An 18,678-nucleotide genomic window follows, 5' to 3' on the forward strand; every position below is an offset into this window, starting at 1 on the left:
TTTGAAGATCATGAATTTAATAGATTTTGCAACATCACCTTTATCTTTGCTTCCTCCCCTTGTGGCCTTAACTCTCGCTATTGTTACCCGCCGTGTATTGGTTTCCTTGGGTGTCGGTATCGTTATGGGTGCGATTTTACTTGCTGATTACTCAGTAGGTAACGCAGCTAGCTACGTGTTTACTAAAGCTTCTGGTGTTTTCATCGAAGATGGTGGCATTAATACCTGGAACATGAGCATCGTCGCATTCCTAATTATTCTTGGAATGACAACCGCCTTATTAACATTATCTGGTGGTACGCGAGCATTCGCTGAGTGGGCCCAGTCTCGTGTTAAGAGCAAACGTGGTTCAAAACTACTTGCTGCTTTCTTGGGTGTGTTCATTTTTGTTGATGATTACTTCAACAGCTTAGCGGTAGGTGCTATCTCTCGTCCTGTTACAGACCGCTTTTACGTATCTCGCGCTAAGCTTGCTTATATTCTGGATTCTACTGCTGCTCCAATGTGTGTGATCATGCCGGCTTCTAGCTGGGGTGCTTACATCATTACTATTATTGGTGGCATCTTAGTAACACACGGTGTGACAGAGTACTCAGCATTGGGTGCTTACGTTCGTCTTATCCCGATGAATTTCTACGCTGTGTTCGCACTATTAATGGTATTTGCCGTTGCATGGTTCGGTCTAGATGTTGGTAAAATGCGTGAACATGAGATCGAAGCATCTCAAGGCCGTGGCTTTGAAGGTGACAACGATCAAAAGCAAGCTCACGACCTAAATGAAGAGCTAGACATTCAAGAGAGTGAAAACGGCTCTGTCTCTGATCTCGTTATGCCAATCGTATCGTTAATCGTAGCGACGGTAGCTGCAATGCTTTATACCGGTGGTCAAGCGCTTACCGCTGACGGTCAAGCATTCAACTTGCTTGGTGCGTTTGAAAATACAGATGTAGGCAAGTCTCTTGTTTACGGTGGTGTTGTTGGCCTGCTTGTTGCGCTAGCGACAGTGTTTAAGCAAAAGCTGCCAATGTCTGATATCGCAAGAACAATGTGGATCGGTGCTAGCTCTATGTTTGGCGCTATCCTGATTCTTGTGTTTGCATGGACTATCGGTTCTGTTATCGGTGACATGAAAACCGGTTCTTACCTTTCGTCTCTAGCAACAGGTAACATTGATTACCACTGGCTACCTGTTATTTTGTTCCTTCTTGCTGGCCTGATGGCATTCTCGACAGGCACATCATGGGGTACATTTGGTATCATGCTTCCTATCGCGGGTGACATGGCTGCAGCCTCTGACATCGCTCTGATTCTGCCTATGTTAAGTGCGGTTCTTGCGGGTTCTGTGTTTGGTGATCACTGTTCTCCAATCTCTGATACGACGATTCTCTCTTCTACCGGTGCTCGTTGTAACCACATTGACCACGTATCGACTCAGCTTCCTTATGCGCTGTCTGTGGCCTTCGTATCGTGTGTTGGTTTCATTACCTTAGGTATGACATCATCAACTGGCATCGCATTTGGTGCGGCGTCTCTAACGTTTGTTGCTGTATGCTTTGCATTGGCTTATTTCTCTCGCTGCAAAATGGCGACGTGCAACAGCTAATCATCATCTGATTGAATAATGAAAAGGGAGGCTGCGGCTTCCCTTTTTTGTACCTGTTAAATTAATTTGAGTTTTAGTGAAAAAAGTTCGAATAAATGGTTGAAAAAGGATGTCAGCTTAGTTAGTGTGGAGACAAGACAGCAAACAACCTAAGAGCTTATAAGTATGCGTAAATTAGTAATGAACATTCATCACCATCATCACCCTATCTAGTCTTTCGGGGAGATTTACGTATACCCGGGAGCAAGAATTCTCCCGGAGGTTAAGTCAAAGAATTTAGATTTAAACCCTCGGGACGACAAAGTCTTCCGAGGGTTTTTTAGTTTTAGCACTTTTAAATAATCAATAAATTCAAATATTTGCACAGGGATACAGCAATGCAGACACAACGCCTAAGAATCGCAATTCAAAAGAAAGGTCGCTTAAGTAAAGAGTGCCAAGACTTACTTAAAAAATGTGGTGTTAAATTTAACATCATGGGTGAGCGCCTAGTGGTTCATTCACTTAATATGCCAATCGACTTGTTACTGGTTCGTGATGATGACATCCCAGGTCTTATCATGGACGGTGTGGTTGACCTAGGTTTCATTGGTGAAAATGAGCTAGAAGAAGTTCGCCTAGACCGCGTTGCTCTAAAAGAGCCATCGCAATTTCGCACACTACGTCGTTTAGATTTCGGTGGTTGCCGCCTTTCTATCGCTATCAACAAAGATGAAGAATACAACGGCCCACAAGACCTAGCGGGTAAACGTATTGCAACAACCTACCCACAACTACTAAAAGCCTACATGGATGAGCAGGGTGTTGAATTCAGCACTTGTATGCTAACAGGCTCAGTTGAAGTAGCACCTCGAGCTGGACTAGCGGACGCTATCGCAGATTTGGTTTCTACAGGCGCTACGCTAGAAGCGAATGGCCTAAAAGAAGCAGAAGCTATTTTTCAATCTAAAGCAACGTTAATTCAACGCACCGGCGAATTTGATGCAGACAAAGAAGCATTAATTGAAAAACTACTGACTCGTATGCAAGGTGTTCAGCAAGCGAAAGAGTCGAAGTACATCATGCTTCACGCACCAACGTCTCAATTAGAGCAAATTAAAGCGCTATTGCCTGGAGCTGAAGATCCTACTGTTCTTCCTCTATCTACAGATAAAGACAAAGTTGCCGTTCACCTAGTAAGTACTGAGAACTTGTTCTGGGAAACTATGGAACAGCTGAAAGAGTTGGGTGCAAGCTCGATTCTAGTATTACCAATCGAAAAAATGATGGGGTAGTGACGATGAGAACCGTTGTTTGGCAATCTTTAAGTGAATCACAGCAAGACTCGGTATTAGAGCGTCCAGCTATTACTGAAGGTGCAAACATCACAGCGACTGTTTCTGATGTTATTGCAAAAGTACGAAATGAAGGCGACGCCGCACTCAAAGAACTGACTGAAAAGTTCGATCGTGTGACTCCTGAATCAATTCGAGTTACTTCGAATGAGATTGAAGAGGCGTGTGCTCGTCTAACACCAGAAATGAAGCAAGCGCTAGAGCAAGCTTATAGCAATATTGCCAAGTTTCATGAAGCTCAGAAGCCTCAGTCAATTAAGGTTGAAACTCAACCTGGCGTTTTGTGTGAGCAGGTAACGCGCGCGATTAATACGGTTGGTCTTTATATTCCTGGTGGCAGTGCGCCACTTCCGTCAACGGTTCTTATGTTAGGTGTACCCGCTCAGATTGCGGGTTGTCGTAAAGTTGTCTTGTGTTCGCCTCCACCAATTGCTGATGAAATCTTGTATGTCGCTAAGCTTTGTAAGATCGACGAGGTTTACAACGTTGGTGGTGGTCAAGCGGTTGCGGCAATGGCTTACGGTACCGAGAGTGTGGCTAAAGTCGATAAGATCTTCGGCCCGGGTAATGCCTATGTAACGGAAGCGAAACGCCAAGTCAGCAATGACTTCCGTGGTGCTGCAATTGACATGCCTGCTGGTCCATCAGAAGTGATGGTGATTGCAGATGAAACTGCAGATGCAGACTTCATCGCTGCGGATTTATTGAGCCAAGCGGAACACGGCCCTGATTCTCAGGTTGTCTTGGTTACGCCGTCTCCGGTTATTGCTGATCAAGTAACGGATGCGGTGCAGAAACAACTGAAAGAGTTGTCTCGCGCTAACATCGCTCAGCAAGCATTAGCATCTAGCTTGATTATCATCTCAGAATCAATCACTCAAGCTATCGCAATTTCGAACTTCTACGGTCCTGAGCACTTAATTGTTCAAACCAAGAATCCACGTGAGTTGTTGCCGTTGCTAGACAATGCAGGTTCAATATTCTTGGGTGACTGGTCTCCAGAGTCTGCAGGTGATTATGCATCAGGTACAAACCACGTATTGCCAACCTACGGTTACACCAAAACCTATTCGAGCCTAGGTTTAGCAGATTTCTCTAAACGTATGACAGTACAAGAACTAACAGCCGATGGCTTGAAAGGTCTAGCACCGACAGTGGTGACGATGGCTGAAGCCGAAGGTTTGGATGCTCACAAGCGTGCTGTGACTATCCGAGTTGAAAAGTTAAATAGAGCGAAGTAGGGGCGGAGCATGGAAAAGTTAGCAAGAAAACAAGTTCAGGCTCTAACACCTTACTTGTCTGCAAGGCGCATTGGCGGTAGCGGAGATGTATGGTTGAACGCCAATGAATCTCCGTTTGATAACGAGTACAGCTTAAATCTGACTCGCCTTAACCGCTACAGTGAATGTCAGCCAAAAGAATTAATCGATGCTTACGCACAATATGCAGGTGTAACACCAGAGCAAACATTGACAACACGTGGGGCTGACGAAGGCATTGAGTTACTGATTCGCGCTTTCTGTGAGCCAAACGAAGATGCAATTCTTTACTGTCCACCCACTTACGGTATGTATGCGATCAGCGCCGAAACCATTGGTGTCGAACGTAAAGTGGTGCCTCTGACCTCTGAATGGCAATTAGATCTTCCCTCTATTGAAGCTCAACTAGACAACGTGAAAGTGATATTTGTTTGTAGCCCAAACAACCCAACGGGTAACTTAGTTGATCGTAAAGACATCATTAAATTGCTTGAAATGACGCAAGACAAAGCGATTGTGGTGATGGATGAAGCGTATATCGACTTCTGCCCTGAAGCGTCAACGGTCGATTTGCTTGCTCAATATCCGAATTTAGCGATTTTGCGTACTCTTTCCAAAGCTTTCGCATTAGCGGGACTACGCTGTGGCTTTACGCTAGCAAACAAAGAGCTTATCGATGTACTGTTGAAAGTGATTGCACCATACCCAGTGCCAATCCCTGTTGCTGACATTGCGGTTCAAGCCCTTTCAGAGCAAGGTTTAGCAAGAGCTAAGTTTCAAGTTCTCGATTTAAGTGCTAATCGCGCTTATTTACAAGCTGGCCTACTTGGTATACCTCAAGTAACGGTATTTGATGGTTGGGGTAACTATTTATTGGTTAAATTCCCTAACGGTGACGAATTGTTCAAAGCGGCATGGGACACTGGCATCATCTTGCGTAATTCGCCAATTGAAGATTGTGTTCGTATTAGTATTGGTAATCGAGAAGAGTGCGAAAAGACACTTGGATTCATTCGTAACTTTTTTCAGTAACGAAGGCTTACCAGTAATCACATTGGACAGCTGTGTTTAATCAACATAGCTGGCCAATGAATCAGACATTTGGGTTAGCGGTTGATTTTAGCTAGGCCACCAGATTTAAAATTAAAAGGAAGTTCAAGTGAGTAAACAACAGAAAATACTTTTTATAGACCGTGATGGCACCTTAATTGTTGAGCCGCCAGTCGATTTTCAAGTAGACCGTTTAGACAAATTAAAATTCGAACCGCTCGTGATTCCTAGCTTGTTAGCATTGCAAGATGCGGGCTACCGTTTAGTGATGGTGACTAACCAAGATGGTCTAGGTACCGATAGCTACCCACAAGAAGATTTCGATGCACCACACAATATGATGATGGAGTTTTTCGAGTCTCAAGGCGTTAAGTTTGACGACGTGCTTATTTGTCCTCACTTTGACGAAGACAACTGCTCTTGCCGCAAGCCTAAGTTGGGTATGGTTAAAGAGTATCTACAGGGCGGTAAAGTCGACTTTCAACATTCTGTTGTGATTGGCGATCGAATGACTGATCTTCAACTTGCTGAGAACATGGCAATTCGCGGGATTCAATATGGCCCAGATGCGGAAACGGAAGGTACGCTTAACTGGCCACAGATTGTTAAAGATCTGACGGTTAATGCACGTGTTGCTGAAGTGGTTCGTACGACTAAAGAAACTGATATCAAGGTTGCAGTAAACCTTGACGAAACCGGTGGTAACAAGATCGACACTGGCATGGGTTTCTTCGATCACATGCTTGATCAAATCGCGACACACGGCGGTTTCCAAATGAACCTGACTGTGAAGGGCGATCTACACATTGATGATCACCACACAGTAGAAGACACAGCGCTTGCGCTAGGCCAAGCATTGAAAGATGCGCTAGGCGACAAACGTGGTATTGGTCGCTTTGGTTTCAGCCTACCAATGGATGAGTGTTTAGCTCAGTGTGCGCTAGACCTTTCTGGTCGCCCATACCTAAAGTTCGATGCTAAGTTCAGCCGTGAGCAAGTGGGTGATCTTTCAACAGAGATGGTGGTTCACTTCTTCCGTTCTCTAACCGATACATTGGCTTGTACGCTACACCTTTCTTCTAATGGCAATAATGACCACCACATCATTGAGAGCCTGTTTAAAGCGTTTGGTCGTACTCTTCGCCAAGCAATCAAAGTTGAAGGTAACGAGTTACCAAGCAGCAAAGGCGTCCTGTAAGGCTAACGTTAGCAAGGAAAAAACCATGAAAGATCAAAAAGTCGTCATTATTGATACTGGTTGTGCCAACGTTTCTTCGGTGAAATTTGCCATTGAACGTTTGGGCTATGCGGTTGAAATTTCAAAAGAGCCAGAAGTGGTTCTTGCTGCCGACAAGCTATTCCTACCCGGTGTAGGTACAGCAAGTGAGGCAATGAATAACCTGCAAGAGCGTGACCTTGTCTCTCTTGTGAAGCAAGTAGAGAAGCCTCTATTAGGTATCTGTTTAGGTATGCAACTGTTAGGCAAACTGTCTCAAGAGAAGGGCCAAAAGGCTGACGCGTTGGTTGAATGTTTAGGCTTGTGTGATGGTGAAGTTCGTTTACTTGAGACGGGTGATTTACCGCTACCACACATGGGTTGGAACACAGTTACCGCGACACCTAACCACCCTTTATTCAAAGATATTGAAGAGGGCGAGTACTTCTACTTTGTCCACAGCTTCGCAATGCCAGTGGGTGACTACACTATCGCACAATGTGATTACGGTAATCCGTTCACAGCTGCAGTGCAAAGTGGCAACTATTATGGTGTTCAGTTCCACCCAGAGCGTTCGTCAAAAGCTGGCTCTAAGCTGATTCAGAACTTCTTGGAATTGTAATAAGGATTAGGCAACGGCTAACGTTGCCCTATAAGGAATGTAAATGATTATTCCCGCATTAGATTTAATTGAAGGCCAAGTAGTTCGCTTATTCCAAGGCGATTACGGGCAAGTAACAGAATACAAAGTAGACCCAGCAGAGCAGTTTAATCTGTATCACCAAGCAGGCGCAGGTTGGCTTCACCTAGTAGACTTAACCGGCGCAAAAGATACAACAGCTCGCCAGCTAGACTTAATCGCCAAGCTACTTGCAAGCACACCAGCCAATATTCAAATTGGTGGTGGTGTTCGCAATGAACAAGATGTAATTGATTTGCTAGAAGCCGGCGCACAGCGCGTTGTGGTTGGCTCGACTGCTGTTAAACAACCTGAACTTGTGAAAGGTTGGATGGAAAAATACGGCGCTGAAAAAATCGTACTTGCTCTGGACATCAACATTGATGAAAACGGCACACGTAAAGTGGCGATTTCAGGTTGGCAAGAAGATTCAGGTGTGACCATCGAAGCGCTAATTGAAGATTACCTAACGGTTGGCCTCAAACACGTTCTCTGTACAGATATTTCACGTGATGGCACGCTAGAAGGATCAAACGTAGAGTTATACATTGACCTTTGTAAGCAGTACCCACAAGTACAATTTCAATCATCGGGTGGTATTGGCAGCCTAGCTGATATCGAAGCTCTGAAAGGCAGCGGCGTTGCGGGTGTGATTGTTGGTCGCGCACTGCTTGATGGCAAATTCACCGCAGAGGAGGCATTTGCATGCTGGCAAAGCGAATAATCCCTTGTTTGGATGTCCGTGATGGGCAAGTGGTTAAGGGCGTTCAATTCCGCAACCACGAAATTATTGGTGACATCGTTCCGCTAGCACAACGCTATGCAGAAGAGGGCGCTGATGAATTAGTGTTTTACGATATCACTGCATCAAGTGATGGACGTGTGGTCGATAAAAGCTGGGTGAAACGCGTAGCAGAAGTGATTGATATTCCTTTCTGTGTGGCTGGTGGTATCAAGTCAGCGGAAGATGCAGCACGCATTCTTGAGTTTGGTGCAGATAAAGTCTCAATTAACTCGCCTGCATTGGCTAACCCACAACTGATTACTGACCTTGCTGATAAGTTTGGCGTGCAGTGTATTGTTGTTGGTATCGATTCATACTTCGATAAAGATACCGGTAAATATCAGGTTTACCAGTTCACTGGCGATGAAGCGCGTACTAAAGCAACCAAGTGGGAAACCAAAGATTGGGTGAAGGAAGTACAAAAGCGTGGCGCAGGTGAGATTGTGTTAAACATGATGAACCAAGATGGTGTTCGTAATGGCTACGATATTGATCAGTTAAACATGGTACGCGAAGTGTGTAATGTACCTTTGATTGCGTCTGGTGGTGCAGGAGCGATGGAACACTTTGCTGAAGCCTACAAGAAGACAAACGTGGACGGGGCACTAGCGGCTTCGGTATTCCACAAACAAGTCATCAATATTGGTGAACTTAAACAGTATTTAAAACAACAAGATGTAGAGGTGCGACTATGAGTTTTGAAACCGCAAGCTTATCAAAAACAACAGTAGGCGCATTATCAGAGCGTATTAACTGGGAAAAAGTAGATGGTTTAGTTCCTGCCATTGTTCAAGATTACCAATCTAGCCAAGTGTTAATGATGGGATACATGAACCCTGCAGCACTTGAGAAAACCGGTGAAACTGGCAATGTTACGTTTTTCTCTCGTACTAAAGAGCGTCTTTGGACGAAAGGTGAAACGTCGGGCAACGTATTGCAACTGAAAAACATCGCTTTGGACTGCGATAACGATACTTTACTTGTTAAGGTAAATCCCATTGGCCCAACGTGCCACACAGGTACAACAACGTGTTGGGATGGAGACAAACAAGAAGAAACACAGATGGTGTGGCTTCATCAGCTTGAGCAGCTACTGGCTGCCCGCAAGGACGCAGACCCTGAGTCTTCTTATACTGCCAGTTTATATGCCCGTGGCACCAAGCGTATTTCGCAAAAAGTGGGCGAAGAAGGCGTTGAAGTCGCGCTTGCGGCGACGTCGGGCGATAAGGCGGAATTAGTGTGTGAATCAGCAGATTTGATTTACCACTTGATGGTTCTTTTACAAGACCAAGGCTTATCGATGAACGATGTGGTGAACAAATTAAAAGAGCGCCATAAGTAAGCTCTCTTTAGATTAATCGACTACGTAACAGATAAATAAAAGCCCTTTAAACAATTATGTTTACGGGGCTTTTTTAGCATTCAATTCTTGAGAATATCTCTTCGACTTTAGGCCTCGTCATTCCGAGGAGTCTAAGCGACATCAGGAAACTCTCCTCTTAATCTAACTTCCTAGACACATGAGTTAGCCGCAGCACTTTTTATACTTCTTACTGCTACCACAAATACACGGGTCATTGCGGCCGATCTTGAAGCTCTCTACAGTTTGGTTTAGGCGAGGATCTATCTCTGGTTGTGTTGCGTCTTCTTGTTCATTTTCTTGATTGGGGAAAGCGCCATCAATGTAGAACCAAATACCGTCTTCACGAACAAAGCGAGAACGTTCTTGCATACAGAACTGCTCAGCCCCGTCGTTGAAGTAAGCTTTAAACTCAACAAAGCCTTCGTTCTCATGTGAACCTGCGGCAGTATCGATGACTTCTAAACCCGCCCAATCACTATCAATGGATTCAGCAATACCTTCTCTCTGCGCTTCTGCATTACAAGTCGGGTGGTAAGTAGCAACCACATAATCAACCAAACCAAGTACATGTGCAGAATAGCGTGAGCGCATCAATTGTTCAGGTGTTTCGACTGAATTGTGGTCAAGATGTGCGGATTCACAGCACTGTTGGTAAGTATTTTTGCTACCACAAGGGCATAAAGACATAGTCAGTTCCTGTAAAAATGGCCTCGATTAAGAGGCCATAAATGAATGCATTGGAGTTTAGCAAGAAACGATCGCTCACCAAAGCTTAGTTTCTATTGCTGTTTTTGTAGGGAGTGTATTATTTCAATGAAGGTGATAACAGATCTTGAGCCCAAGTAGTGGCCTCATCATACGCTTGTCCGAGGTCTGCTTCGCTCAGTTTGAGCAGCTTACGAATGCGTGTCGCTTCATCCCAGCGAGCTTGCTCGTACGCAATGACCATCGCCATGATCGCACCAAGTACACCTTTACGCTGAATAAGAGCTTGTTTGATTTCTTCATCGATGGGTACTGAGTCCAATACTTGCTTTAAAGGCTGATCAAAGAGTGAATCGAGTAGCGAGAACATGCCGGTTAAAAAGGCTTGTCCAGGTTCAACTTTCACATTCATCTTTTCTACTAACAGTTCACATTGACGAGCGCGCAGTACCGCTAAACCATAAAGTGAATCCGGTTTATCTTCTTTCGCAGATGCGATTGCCACTAGTGAAACGAACTTACGCAGTTTCTGTTCCCCAAGGTAAATGAGTGCTTGGCGAAATGAACGGATAGTCGTCGCTGAACCGCCCGCAGAGTTTACGTAGGTGAGTAGCTTATAAGAGAGTGTTACATCCAATGTGATCAAACGTTCGACTTCACTGAAATCGATAGGATCGTGGGCTATTTCTTTTAGTAACTGAACGATAGTCAGAAAAGCAGGACTAAGTGCGCGAGTTTGGATCATTTCCGGTTTACTGAAGAAGTAACCCTGAAAATAAGAAAATCCGGCTTGTTTCGCTTCTTGATACTCATCGTAAGTTTCAACTTTTTCGGCAAGAAACTTGATATCCAATTCTCTCATAGAGTTCATGAACATTGATGCTTTTGTTATTGAGATCAAACGAATATCAAATTTAATGATAGATACGTAAGGCAAGAAACGTTTCCATGCTTTGCTTGGCACAAAGTCGTCCAACGCGATGGTATAACCCGCGTCGTAAATGGTTTTGATCGCTTCAAGCAATTCGTCCGTTGGTTCACAATCTTCAAGAACCTCAACAACGAGGCTTTCTTTCGGAAAGAGGGTAGGGACTAAGTTAATCAGACTTGCATAAGGAAAATTCACGAACCCCAACTTATCACCAAGCGTATTATAGTGAGTTGATAGGAAGTGATCGGAAAGCAAGCGGCTTGTAGCGAGTTCCGGTTCTACTTCAGGGAAAGTGTTCTTAGGACCGTCCCTGAATAGCAACTCGTAACCTATGGTTTTCTTGTCAGCATCGAGTATTGGCTGACGCGCTACATATGAATATTTCAACTTCGTACTGTGTTCGGTTTAGTTCTGATACAGAGATAATAGCTAATTGGAGAAAAATTACCATCTACAATCTTAGAAAGTCTGACCCATAATAATAATCAATGTGAAAGATGAGGAGTGACGTTAAAAGCGGTTGCTAAACTCACGATTCTGTAGTTCAAAACTTTGCGGAGTGAATACCAGAACTGAGCCCTGCGTGTACCAATCACCAAGTACGATACGAGTTTTAGTGCAACTATTGGTATTGAACCTATGAATGTCTGGGCGGTGCGTGTGACCGTGGATCATGAGATCTACATTATTTTGCGCCATCACATTTTCAACTTCTTGTTGTGTTACGTCCATGATGTCTAAAGACTTAGTCTGCTTGTCGTCCTTGATATCGGATTGAACCTTAGAAACAATTTTCTTTTTGATAAAGAATGGAATTCTATTGAATACCCATTGTAGCCAGGGCTGATGTACTTTTTCACGGAAGGCGAGATACTTTACATCTTCAGTGCACAAGGTATCACCGTGTAATACCACGGCTTTTTGTCCGTAGATATCGATCGTTGAAACTTCATCTAGTAGTTGGACGCCCGTTTGTTTGGCAAACTTTTTACCAACTAAAAAGTCCCGGTTGCCCTGAGTGAAATAACAAGGCACGCCAGTGTTAACTAGATCAATAAATGCTTGGCGAATGGAAGTAGCGAAATCGCTCGTATCGTCGTCACCAATCCAGAACTCGAAAAGGTCACCAAGTACATACAGTGCATCCGCTTCTACGGCTTCGTTTTTCATGAAGGTTAAGAAACAATCTGTGATGTCTGGTCGCGACGGGGCTAAGTGCAGATCTGATATAAAATATGTTTTCATAGGTCTAAAAAAGGGAGCGATTCGCTCCCTGTATCCTGATTTATCGGTTCACCAATGGTAATGATTAATACTAATCGAAAGCGAGTAATTAAGCTTCGATTGTAGTACCAGTGATGATCACTTCTTCTAGAGGTACATCTTGGTGCATACCCATAGAACCAGTGCTAACACCTTTAATCTTGTTTACGATGTCCATACCTTCAACAACTTCTGCGAATACACAGTAACCCCAACCGTCTAGGCTTTCGCTACGGAAGTTTAGGAAAGAATTGTCGTTCACGTTGATGAAGAACTGAGAGCTCGCTGAATGTGGTTCCATAGTACGAGCCATTGCAAGTGTACCTACTTTGTTAGCTAGGCCGTTGTTTGCTTCGTTCTTGATTGTAGCGCGAGTCGTTTTTTCTTTAAGGCCAGAAGTCATGCCACCGCCTTGAATCATGAAACCATCGATAACACGGTGGAATAGTGTGTTGTCGTAGAAACCGTCACGGCAATACTGTAGAAAGTTTGCGCTTGTTTCTGGTGCTTTTTCTTCGTTAAGTTGAACTTTGATGTCACCAAAATTTGTGTGAAGGATGATCATGATTGTTACCTTACTGTCTTTTTAATATGAAGTTCGAATTCTAGCGCATGTTGGCGGACTTTCAAATCACCAAATCATTCACTTAACTCAGATGTTTGAGGTAATTCCTGCTTTGGGGGATTACCTATTAAGGTATGACTTGTTATACTGCGAGCTTATTTTTGATTAATCCATAAAATAGATAGAGATCATGCTGAAGATATATAACACGCTCACAAGACAGAAAGAGGAATTCAAACCAATTACAGCTGGCAAAGTCGGTATGTATGTCTGTGGGGTAACCATATACGATCTCTGTCATATTGGTCATGGCCGTACGTTCGTTTCTTTCGACGTAGTAACTCGTTACCTTCGTTACCTTGGTTACGATTTGAACTTCGTTCGTAACATTACTGATATCGATGACAAGATCATCAAACGCGCTAACGAAAACGGCGAGTCTTGTGATTCTTTAACTGAGCGCTTGATTGGTGAAATGCATGCAGATTTCGATGCATTGAATATGAAACGCCCAGATGTAGAGCCTCGTGCAACAGAATTCATCACTGAGATCATTGAGTTAGTAGAAAAGCTAATTCAACGCGGCTTTGCTTACGTAGCAAGCAATGGCGATGTGATGTTCGAAGTTAAGAAGTTCGATGAATACGGTAAGCTTTCAAAGCAAGACTTAGATCAGCTTCAAGCTGGTGCTCGTGTCGATGTTGACTCTGCAAAACGCAGCCCATTAGATTTTGTTCTTTGGAAAATGTCTAAGCCAGGTGAACCTACGTGGGAATCGCCATGGGGTCCAGGTCGTCCAGGTTGGCACATTGAATGTTCAGCAATGAACTCTTCTATTCTTGGTAATCACTTCGATATCCACGGCGGCGGTTCAGATCTACAATTCCCTCACCACGAAAACGAGATTGCACAATCTTGCTGCGCACATGGTACTCAGTATGTAAATACTTGGATGCACAGTGGTATGGTAATGGTAGACAAAGAAAAAATGTCTAAATCATTAGGCAACTTCTTCACGATTCGTGATGTGCTAGCTCATTACGATGCCGAAACGGTACGTTACTTTCTAATGTCTGGCCACTACCGTAGCCAACTAAACTACAGTGAAGATAACCTAAATCAAGCACGTGCTTCATTAGAACGCCTCTACACGTCACTTCGTGGCTTGGATCTAACAGCAGCTCCGGCTGGTGGTGAAGAATATGTAACTCGTTTCTCTACTGCGATGAACGATGATTTCAACACACCTGAAGCTTATTCAGTGCTGTTTGAAATGGCTCGTGATATTAACCGTATCAAGACAGAAAGTATTGAAAAAGCAAGCGCTCTCGGTGCATTGATGCGTGAACTTGCCGACATCATCGGTATTCTTCATCAAGACCCAGAAGCTTTCCTTAAAGGTGATGCTGCTGGTAATGACGACGAAGTAGCAGAAATTGAAGCATTGATTAAGCTACGTAATGATTCTCGTGCTTCAAAGGATTGGGCTAACGCTGACCTTGCACGTGACAAGTTGAACGAGTTGGGTATTGTTCTGGAAGATGGTCCAGAAGGCACGACTTGGCGTCGTAAGTAAACTTTATAAAAAAGGGCTGATTTTCAGCCCTTTTTTCTAGCAAAAATTCTTTAATTTCACCTTTGCTTTTATCTTCAACTTTTAATTAACAGGAATATTTCTGTGGCTCAGATGTATTTTTATTACTCGGCAATGAATGCGGGTAAATCAACAACGCTTCTTCAATCTTCTTTTAACTATCAAGAGCGTGGTATGACGCCAGTGATCTTTACCGCAGCGTTAGACGACCGCTATGGTATTGGTAAAGTGAGCTCACGAATTGGTCTGCAATCTGAAGCTCAACTGTTTAAAAACGACACTAATATGTTTGACGCTATCCAAAAACTTAATGAAGAAGAAAAGCGTCATTGTGTTTTGATCGATGAGTGTCAGTTTTTATCGAAAGAGCAGGTTTACCAACTAACAGAAGTCGTAGATAAGCTGCACATTCCTGTACTTTGCTACGGTTTGCGCACTGACTTCTTGGGTGAGCTGTTTGAAGGTAGCCGTTACTTATTGTCTTGGGCCGACAAGTTAGTTGAGCTGAAAACGATTTGCCACTGTGGTCGTAAAGCGAATATGGTGATTCGTACTGATGAGCACGGTGTTGCGATTGCTGAAGGTGACCAAGTGGCCATCGGTGGTAATGACCAATATGTTTCTGCTTGCCGTCTGCACTACAAAGAAGCGTTAGGTAAATAAACGGCTCTTTGGTTGATTTTGCTTAGAGAACAAAGCAAAGATTAGCAATCTAAAGTAAAAAGCTAAGAATAATAAACGGTGGCCAAGTGCCACCGTTTTTGTTTCCTGAAACGTACTATTACGTTACCTAAAGCTTTATTCTAAACCCAGTTTCTTCAATACTTTGTAAGCATGGTCAACGTCATCAGGGATTGGCATTTCAATCTGAAACCCTTGAGCAGGGTACGTTTTGATTCTTTCAAAGTCGGCAACTAAAGCCCCTAGTACCATGTCCAGTGGCAACTCTTCGTTAAAGTAATCGACCCAACTTTGCCATTGCGAAGTCACTCTAATTTCCGCCGCCTGTTCTGGCCATTGTTTGCTGAATGTTGCGTAGGTACGTTTTTCCATAAAGGGCTTTTGTACCAAGGTCAGTCGCTTCGGTGATAGCCCACGTTTTGTAAGCAAGTCATAGGTAAAACGAACATTTTCGCCAGTATTAGTCGCGTGTTTTTCAATCAAAATGTCTGAATCAGGTACTCCACAATCTCTGGCAATAGCGGCAAATGTTTCAGCTTCTGAGCATTCAAAATTTCCCTCAGTAAAACGTCCCACTCCGCCTGAGAAAACGATGTAAGGCGCTACTTTTTGGTGATAGAGATCTGCCGCGTATTCAGCAACCCGAGTATCGTTGCTACATAACACAAAAATGCAGTCTGAAGTTTCTACGTTATGGTTCATCGACATAAAATTCCAAAGGATGTCTATGGAACGATGCAATTTAACCTTAGGGTTTATAATCGATAGTTCAGTCATGAAGTGCGTCCAGTGTGGAATTGAACTTAAACGAGTAGCCTAAGTCGAGAATCTTTTTCGAAGAGATCAGCTTGTCTGGTGTATCAACAATGGGCGGTAAAGGTTCACTACTGTTGGCGCTTTTCAATGCCGCGGCATAAAATTCCGCCTTACTGACCGTATTTGGCGTCGTCACGTTGACCACTTCGTTGTGCAGCTGACTAATAGCGAAGTCGACCGCGTTAATTGCGTCATCAAGGTGAAGCATGTTGGCGGGAGCCTGAGAGCTGACTTGTCTAAGTCTACTGGCAAATCTTGACGGATGACGATTCGGACCAATTAATCCACTAAAGCGAAGAATGGTATAATCGATACCTGAATCAATCACTGACTGCTCAGCTCGCAACATGACTCGTGCGTTATCAGAAAATGAAGGTGCATGGCCGTTATCTGAGTTTGATAGATTCAGTGACGCATCCGGTTCGTGCAGAACGCCGGGCTTAGTAGGGTAGACCGTTGTTGAACTGACCATGAGCAGTTTCTTTATGTTAGCTTTTTTGCAAGCCGTCGTTAACTGTTTCCAGTAAGTGGCATACTCTTGTCCCGCGCCTTTTCTAAAGCCTGGAGGGAAGCTGCCAATGACGATTTCAGTGTTGTTTTCCAGTAGGAGTGAGTAGAGTCGGCCAATAGAGCGTTCAGGTTGCGCGGCATCAAAACTGAACACTTCACAAGGAATGCATTCGTTGCCAATAGCATCAGCGCCTGACTGAGTGGTCTTCGTAACGACGACTCGGTGACCATGTTTGACGAGATGTTCAGATAAGGGGACACCAACCCAGCCTGCACCAACAATAAATATAGAAGCCATGTGTTCCTCACAACTGCAAATGACGAATTTACATTAAGCCTAACAAACCTTTGGCTAAAAATGAAAAAACTCCACGGCCGAAGCAAGTGGAGTTTTTTCTAGAACAATCGAGCTTTAGTTTAGTACGCGAATGAGCTTATCTGCGCGTTCTGCCATCTCGATACCTTCATCTGTTAGGTAACCGCCGTCTGGCTGAGTGCAAAGGTTTTTTTCGAATAGGCGCTTAACGGCGTCTTGAGTTTCTTGAGCAGCCTCTTGATGAACTTTAATTCCGGTAGCAGCGCTACTTACATCAAATTGAAGAAGGAGGTTTAAATCAGCAATATGTTCAGCGTTGTACTTCATAATTAACCTATATATTCATAACGTTCTCTACCTTCACCTTAGTGCGCATTGACAGCTCAGGCAATAGCAAATAAATAGAATTGATAAGTGATACCAAATTGAATGATTAATCATCGCATGAAGGACTTATTTTGGTTAAATTGGGTAATTTACACACGTTTACATCATGAGTGATGTCTATTGCTAAGTGGTTGTAATATATTGTGTGACTAGAAAGATATTGCATGCAGCTAATATTGTACAAAAAGGAAATGCATCAGTGAGAGTTAACAAAGTAGCATTGGTAATTAGTATGCTATTTGCTATCTCAGGTTGTCAAAGCACACCCTCAGAGCAGACAGACGCGAACCAAATCACAAATAATAATGAATCTACAACAGAGGTCCGTTCTTTTCAGTCTCTCCAAAGTGTTTACTCCCAATGGGAAATTAAACTTGAAGATCATGCTCAATTGTCTCTTTATGCTCCGGAGAATTACCATGAACTTCTAGATGCATGGGATGATGCTGAAAATATTTATGCAGATTTACTGAAAGATGAGAGTCGATTATCTAAAAGTTATTCGATTTTCTCGAGCCTAACTTATGCCGAAGCTTTTGATGAAAAAATTGCTCTGATCAAATCTAACTATGATTCGATTTTAGTTTTGAAGAAAAAAGCCGATCGAGTGCTAGCCGATTCGATAGTACAAATGGAATACCTTCAGTTTCTTGGTGCGGACACCATGTTTACATCGAGCTATAAGAAGTTGTATTCAGAGTACAGCGAGCTATTCGAATATGTATTGGTTGATGAGTTAGAAGATGCTCAGGAAGCACAGATCGAATTCCTCAATAGTGCTCGTCTGTTAGAAGTCAAAGTTGCTCATAAAAAATATATTGAGCCTTTGAAGAACGAATTAGAATTTTTGGAAGACGAAGATTTTGATGATGTGGTTCCCTTAACGTTTGCAAAGGCCGCTTCTCAAATAGCATTAGCTGAAAGCCAAGTGAAAGCGAGCCCACGCGAAAAATCGATTATTGAAGATGCCGTTCAAGCTGCAGAGTTTGAATTGAACCATGTACGTAGTGTAGCGCACGAAGTAAAGCTACTTGCGAGCGTGAAAGGTGATCGATTTGAGCAAACGGTATTGAATGCAGAGAACCAATTGTTAAGTATTTCTCAGGTAATTAATGACAAGGACTATCGTGATGTTGTGTTGCGCCTCCAATCTCAAAAGATTGTTGCTAGCGTTAAGGCATTAAAAAGTTCGGATATGACATCTTTATTAAAGTCAGAGATTGAAGCTTTGACTGAACAATTAGTTAAGTTAGAAAGCGATAATCAAAAGCAAGCTCAGCAATTGTTTGAAGCGACTAAGCACAATGAGTTATTAGGTGAGCAGGTCACCAAGAGCGATGCACACATAAAGAGCTTAGAAGAGCTGGTGGATAGTTTGAAAGGATTAGATGGTAAAGTTGCTAACGGAAGCGATTCTGATCTTGTTCCTTCTAACGTTGAATCTAACCTTGAAGATGAGACTTTAACACAACCATCAGAAGAAGTGATTGAGCCAGCAGTTTAGCATAACTAATGTCTTTATTTGTGACTGACTTAAAAGCGCCTAAGGGTGCTTTTTTACGTTCTGTTGATCTATATCAAAATCTCTAAATAAAAGCCCGTTAAATACGGTTAGAGTGTAC

Annotated in this window: 19 protein-coding genes and 1 other annotated feature; of the genes, 12 read left to right on the forward strand and 7 right to left on the reverse strand. The window is 43.3% G+C overall.

Going from position 1 to position 18,678, the window contains the following annotated elements:
* Nucleotides 1-10 precede the first annotated feature (10 nt).
* The 9 genes from ACFI6G_RS00450 to hisIE all read left to right on the forward strand — a co-directional run bounded on the left by ACFI6G_RS00450 (nucleotide 11) and on the right by hisIE (nucleotide 9,267).
* Nucleotides 11-1,603: a Na+/H+ antiporter NhaC family protein gene (locus ACFI6G_RS00450; protein ID WP_010439990.1), complete on the forward strand. Its 1,593-nt coding sequence runs from the start codon at nucleotides 11-13 to the stop codon at nucleotides 1,601-1,603.
* A gap of 188 nt (nucleotides 1,604-1,791) precedes the next feature.
* Nucleotides 1,792-1,927 (forward strand) — a sequence feature (His leader region).
* Nucleotides 1,928-1,980: 53 nt separating this feature from the next.
* Nucleotides 1,981-2,877, forward strand: a complete 897-nt coding sequence (gene hisG, locus ACFI6G_RS00455) for an ATP phosphoribosyltransferase (RefSeq protein ID WP_016768563.1) — start codon at nucleotides 1,981-1,983, stop codon at nucleotides 2,875-2,877.
* Nucleotides 2,877-4,178 carry a histidinol dehydrogenase gene (gene hisD, locus ACFI6G_RS00460; RefSeq protein ID WP_016768564.1) on the forward strand — a complete coding sequence of 434 codons (1,302 nt, stop codon included), beginning with the start codon at nucleotides 2,877-2,879 and terminating at the stop codon, nucleotides 4,176-4,178. The genes hisG and hisD overlap by 1 nt, the downstream gene beginning before the upstream one ends.
* Before the next feature lie 9 nt (nucleotides 4,179-4,187).
* Nucleotides 4,188-5,228, forward strand: a complete 1,041-nt coding sequence (hisC, locus tag ACFI6G_RS00465; protein ID WP_010439993.1) for a histidinol-phosphate transaminase — start codon at nucleotides 4,188-4,190, stop codon at nucleotides 5,226-5,228.
* A gap of 127 nt (nucleotides 5,229-5,355) precedes the next feature.
* Nucleotides 5,356-6,444 carry a bifunctional histidinol-phosphatase/imidazoleglycerol-phosphate dehydratase HisB gene (hisB, locus tag ACFI6G_RS00470; protein ID WP_010440001.1) on the forward strand — a complete coding sequence of 363 codons (1,089 nt, stop codon included), beginning with the start codon at nucleotides 5,356-5,358 and terminating at the stop codon, nucleotides 6,442-6,444.
* Between the two features lie 25 nt (nucleotides 6,445-6,469).
* Entirely contained in the window at nucleotides 6,470-7,084 is a 615-nt protein-coding gene (hisH, locus tag ACFI6G_RS00475; RefSeq protein ID WP_016786272.1) for an imidazole glycerol phosphate synthase subunit HisH, read from the forward strand.
* A gap of 43 nt (nucleotides 7,085-7,127) precedes the next feature.
* The gene (gene hisA / locus ACFI6G_RS00480; RefSeq protein WP_010440012.1) at nucleotides 7,128-7,865 is read left to right on the forward strand and encodes a 1-(5-phosphoribosyl)-5-[(5-phosphoribosylamino)methylideneamino]imidazole-4-carboxamide isomerase; all 738 of its coding nucleotides are present in this window, start codon (nucleotides 7,128-7,130) and stop codon (nucleotides 7,863-7,865) included.
* A complete protein-coding gene (gene hisF, locus ACFI6G_RS00485) occupies nucleotides 7,847-8,620 on the forward strand; it encodes an imidazole glycerol phosphate synthase subunit HisF (RefSeq protein ID WP_010440014.1) in 774 nt (257 codons plus the stop codon). The genes hisA and hisF overlap by 19 nt, the downstream gene beginning before the upstream one ends.
* Nucleotides 8,617-9,267, forward strand: coding sequence for a bifunctional phosphoribosyl-AMP cyclohydrolase/phosphoribosyl-ATP diphosphatase HisIE (gene hisIE, locus ACFI6G_RS00490; RefSeq protein ID WP_010440017.1), 651 nt, complete (start codon nucleotides 8,617-8,619; stop codon nucleotides 9,265-9,267). The genes hisF and hisIE overlap by 4 nt, the downstream gene beginning before the upstream one ends.
* A gap of 183 nt (nucleotides 9,268-9,450) precedes the next feature.
* On the opposite strand, the gene ACFI6G_RS00495 is transcribed toward hisIE, so the two are convergent.
* The 4 genes from ACFI6G_RS00495 to ACFI6G_RS00510 form a co-directional block, all read right to left on the reverse strand.
* The gene (locus ACFI6G_RS00495) at nucleotides 9,451-9,975 is read right to left on the reverse strand and encodes a YchJ family protein (RefSeq protein WP_016784629.1); all 525 of its coding nucleotides are present in this window, start codon (nucleotides 9,973-9,975) and stop codon (nucleotides 9,451-9,453) included.
* A 118-nt stretch (nucleotides 9,976-10,093) separates the two neighbouring features.
* Nucleotides 10,094-11,311: an EAL and HDOD domain-containing protein gene (locus ACFI6G_RS00500; protein ID WP_010440023.1), complete on the reverse strand. Its 1,218-nt coding sequence runs from the start codon at nucleotides 11,309-11,311 to the stop codon at nucleotides 10,094-10,096.
* 123 nt (nucleotides 11,312-11,434) lie between these two features.
* The gene (gene lpxH / locus ACFI6G_RS00505) at nucleotides 11,435-12,169 is read right to left on the reverse strand and encodes a UDP-2,3-diacylglucosamine diphosphatase (protein WP_010440026.1); all 735 of its coding nucleotides are present in this window, start codon (nucleotides 12,167-12,169) and stop codon (nucleotides 11,435-11,437) included.
* 88 nt (nucleotides 12,170-12,257) lie between these two features.
* Entirely contained in the window at nucleotides 12,258-12,752 is a 495-nt protein-coding gene (locus ACFI6G_RS00510) for a peptidylprolyl isomerase (protein ID WP_010440028.1), read from the reverse strand.
* A gap of 190 nt (nucleotides 12,753-12,942) precedes the next feature.
* Here ACFI6G_RS00510 and cysS point away from each other — a divergent pair, with 190 nt between their 5' ends.
* Entirely contained in the window at nucleotides 12,943-14,328 is a 1,386-nt protein-coding gene (gene cysS, locus ACFI6G_RS00515) for a cysteine--tRNA ligase (RefSeq protein WP_010440031.1), read from the forward strand.
* A 102-nt stretch (nucleotides 14,329-14,430) separates the two neighbouring features.
* Nucleotides 14,431-15,009 (forward strand): thymidine kinase, encoded by a 579-nt coding sequence (locus ACFI6G_RS00520; protein WP_004734584.1) that lies wholly within the window; start codon nucleotides 14,431-14,433, stop codon nucleotides 15,007-15,009.
* Nucleotides 15,010-15,144: 135 nt separating this feature from the next.
* Here the strand turns inward: ACFI6G_RS00520 and ACFI6G_RS00525 are convergent, their stop codons facing one another.
* From ACFI6G_RS00525 to ACFI6G_RS00535, 3 genes are all read right to left on the reverse strand, one after another.
* On the reverse strand, nucleotides 15,145-15,735 hold the full coding sequence (locus ACFI6G_RS00525; protein ID WP_016768566.1) for a YdcF family protein: 591 nt from the start codon (nucleotides 15,733-15,735) through the stop codon (nucleotides 15,145-15,147).
* Between the two features lie 61 nt (nucleotides 15,736-15,796).
* Nucleotides 15,797-16,651 carry an NAD(P)H-binding protein gene (locus ACFI6G_RS00530; RefSeq protein WP_010440036.1) on the reverse strand — a complete coding sequence of 285 codons (855 nt, stop codon included), beginning with the start codon at nucleotides 16,649-16,651 and terminating at the stop codon, nucleotides 15,797-15,799.
* Between the two features lie 114 nt (nucleotides 16,652-16,765).
* Nucleotides 16,766-16,996, reverse strand: coding sequence for a TIGR02647 family protein (locus ACFI6G_RS00535; RefSeq protein ID WP_010440041.1), 231 nt, complete (start codon nucleotides 16,994-16,996; stop codon nucleotides 16,766-16,768).
* A 259-nt stretch (nucleotides 16,997-17,255) separates the two neighbouring features.
* Here ACFI6G_RS00535 and ACFI6G_RS00540 point away from each other — a divergent pair, with 259 nt between their 5' ends.
* A complete protein-coding gene (locus tag ACFI6G_RS00540) occupies nucleotides 17,256-18,560 on the forward strand; it encodes a hypothetical protein (RefSeq protein WP_016768568.1) in 1,305 nt (434 codons plus the stop codon).
* Nucleotides 18,561-18,678: the final 118 nt, after the last annotated feature.

The sequence above is a fragment of the Vibrio sp. PSi01 genome, assembly GCF_054960695.1.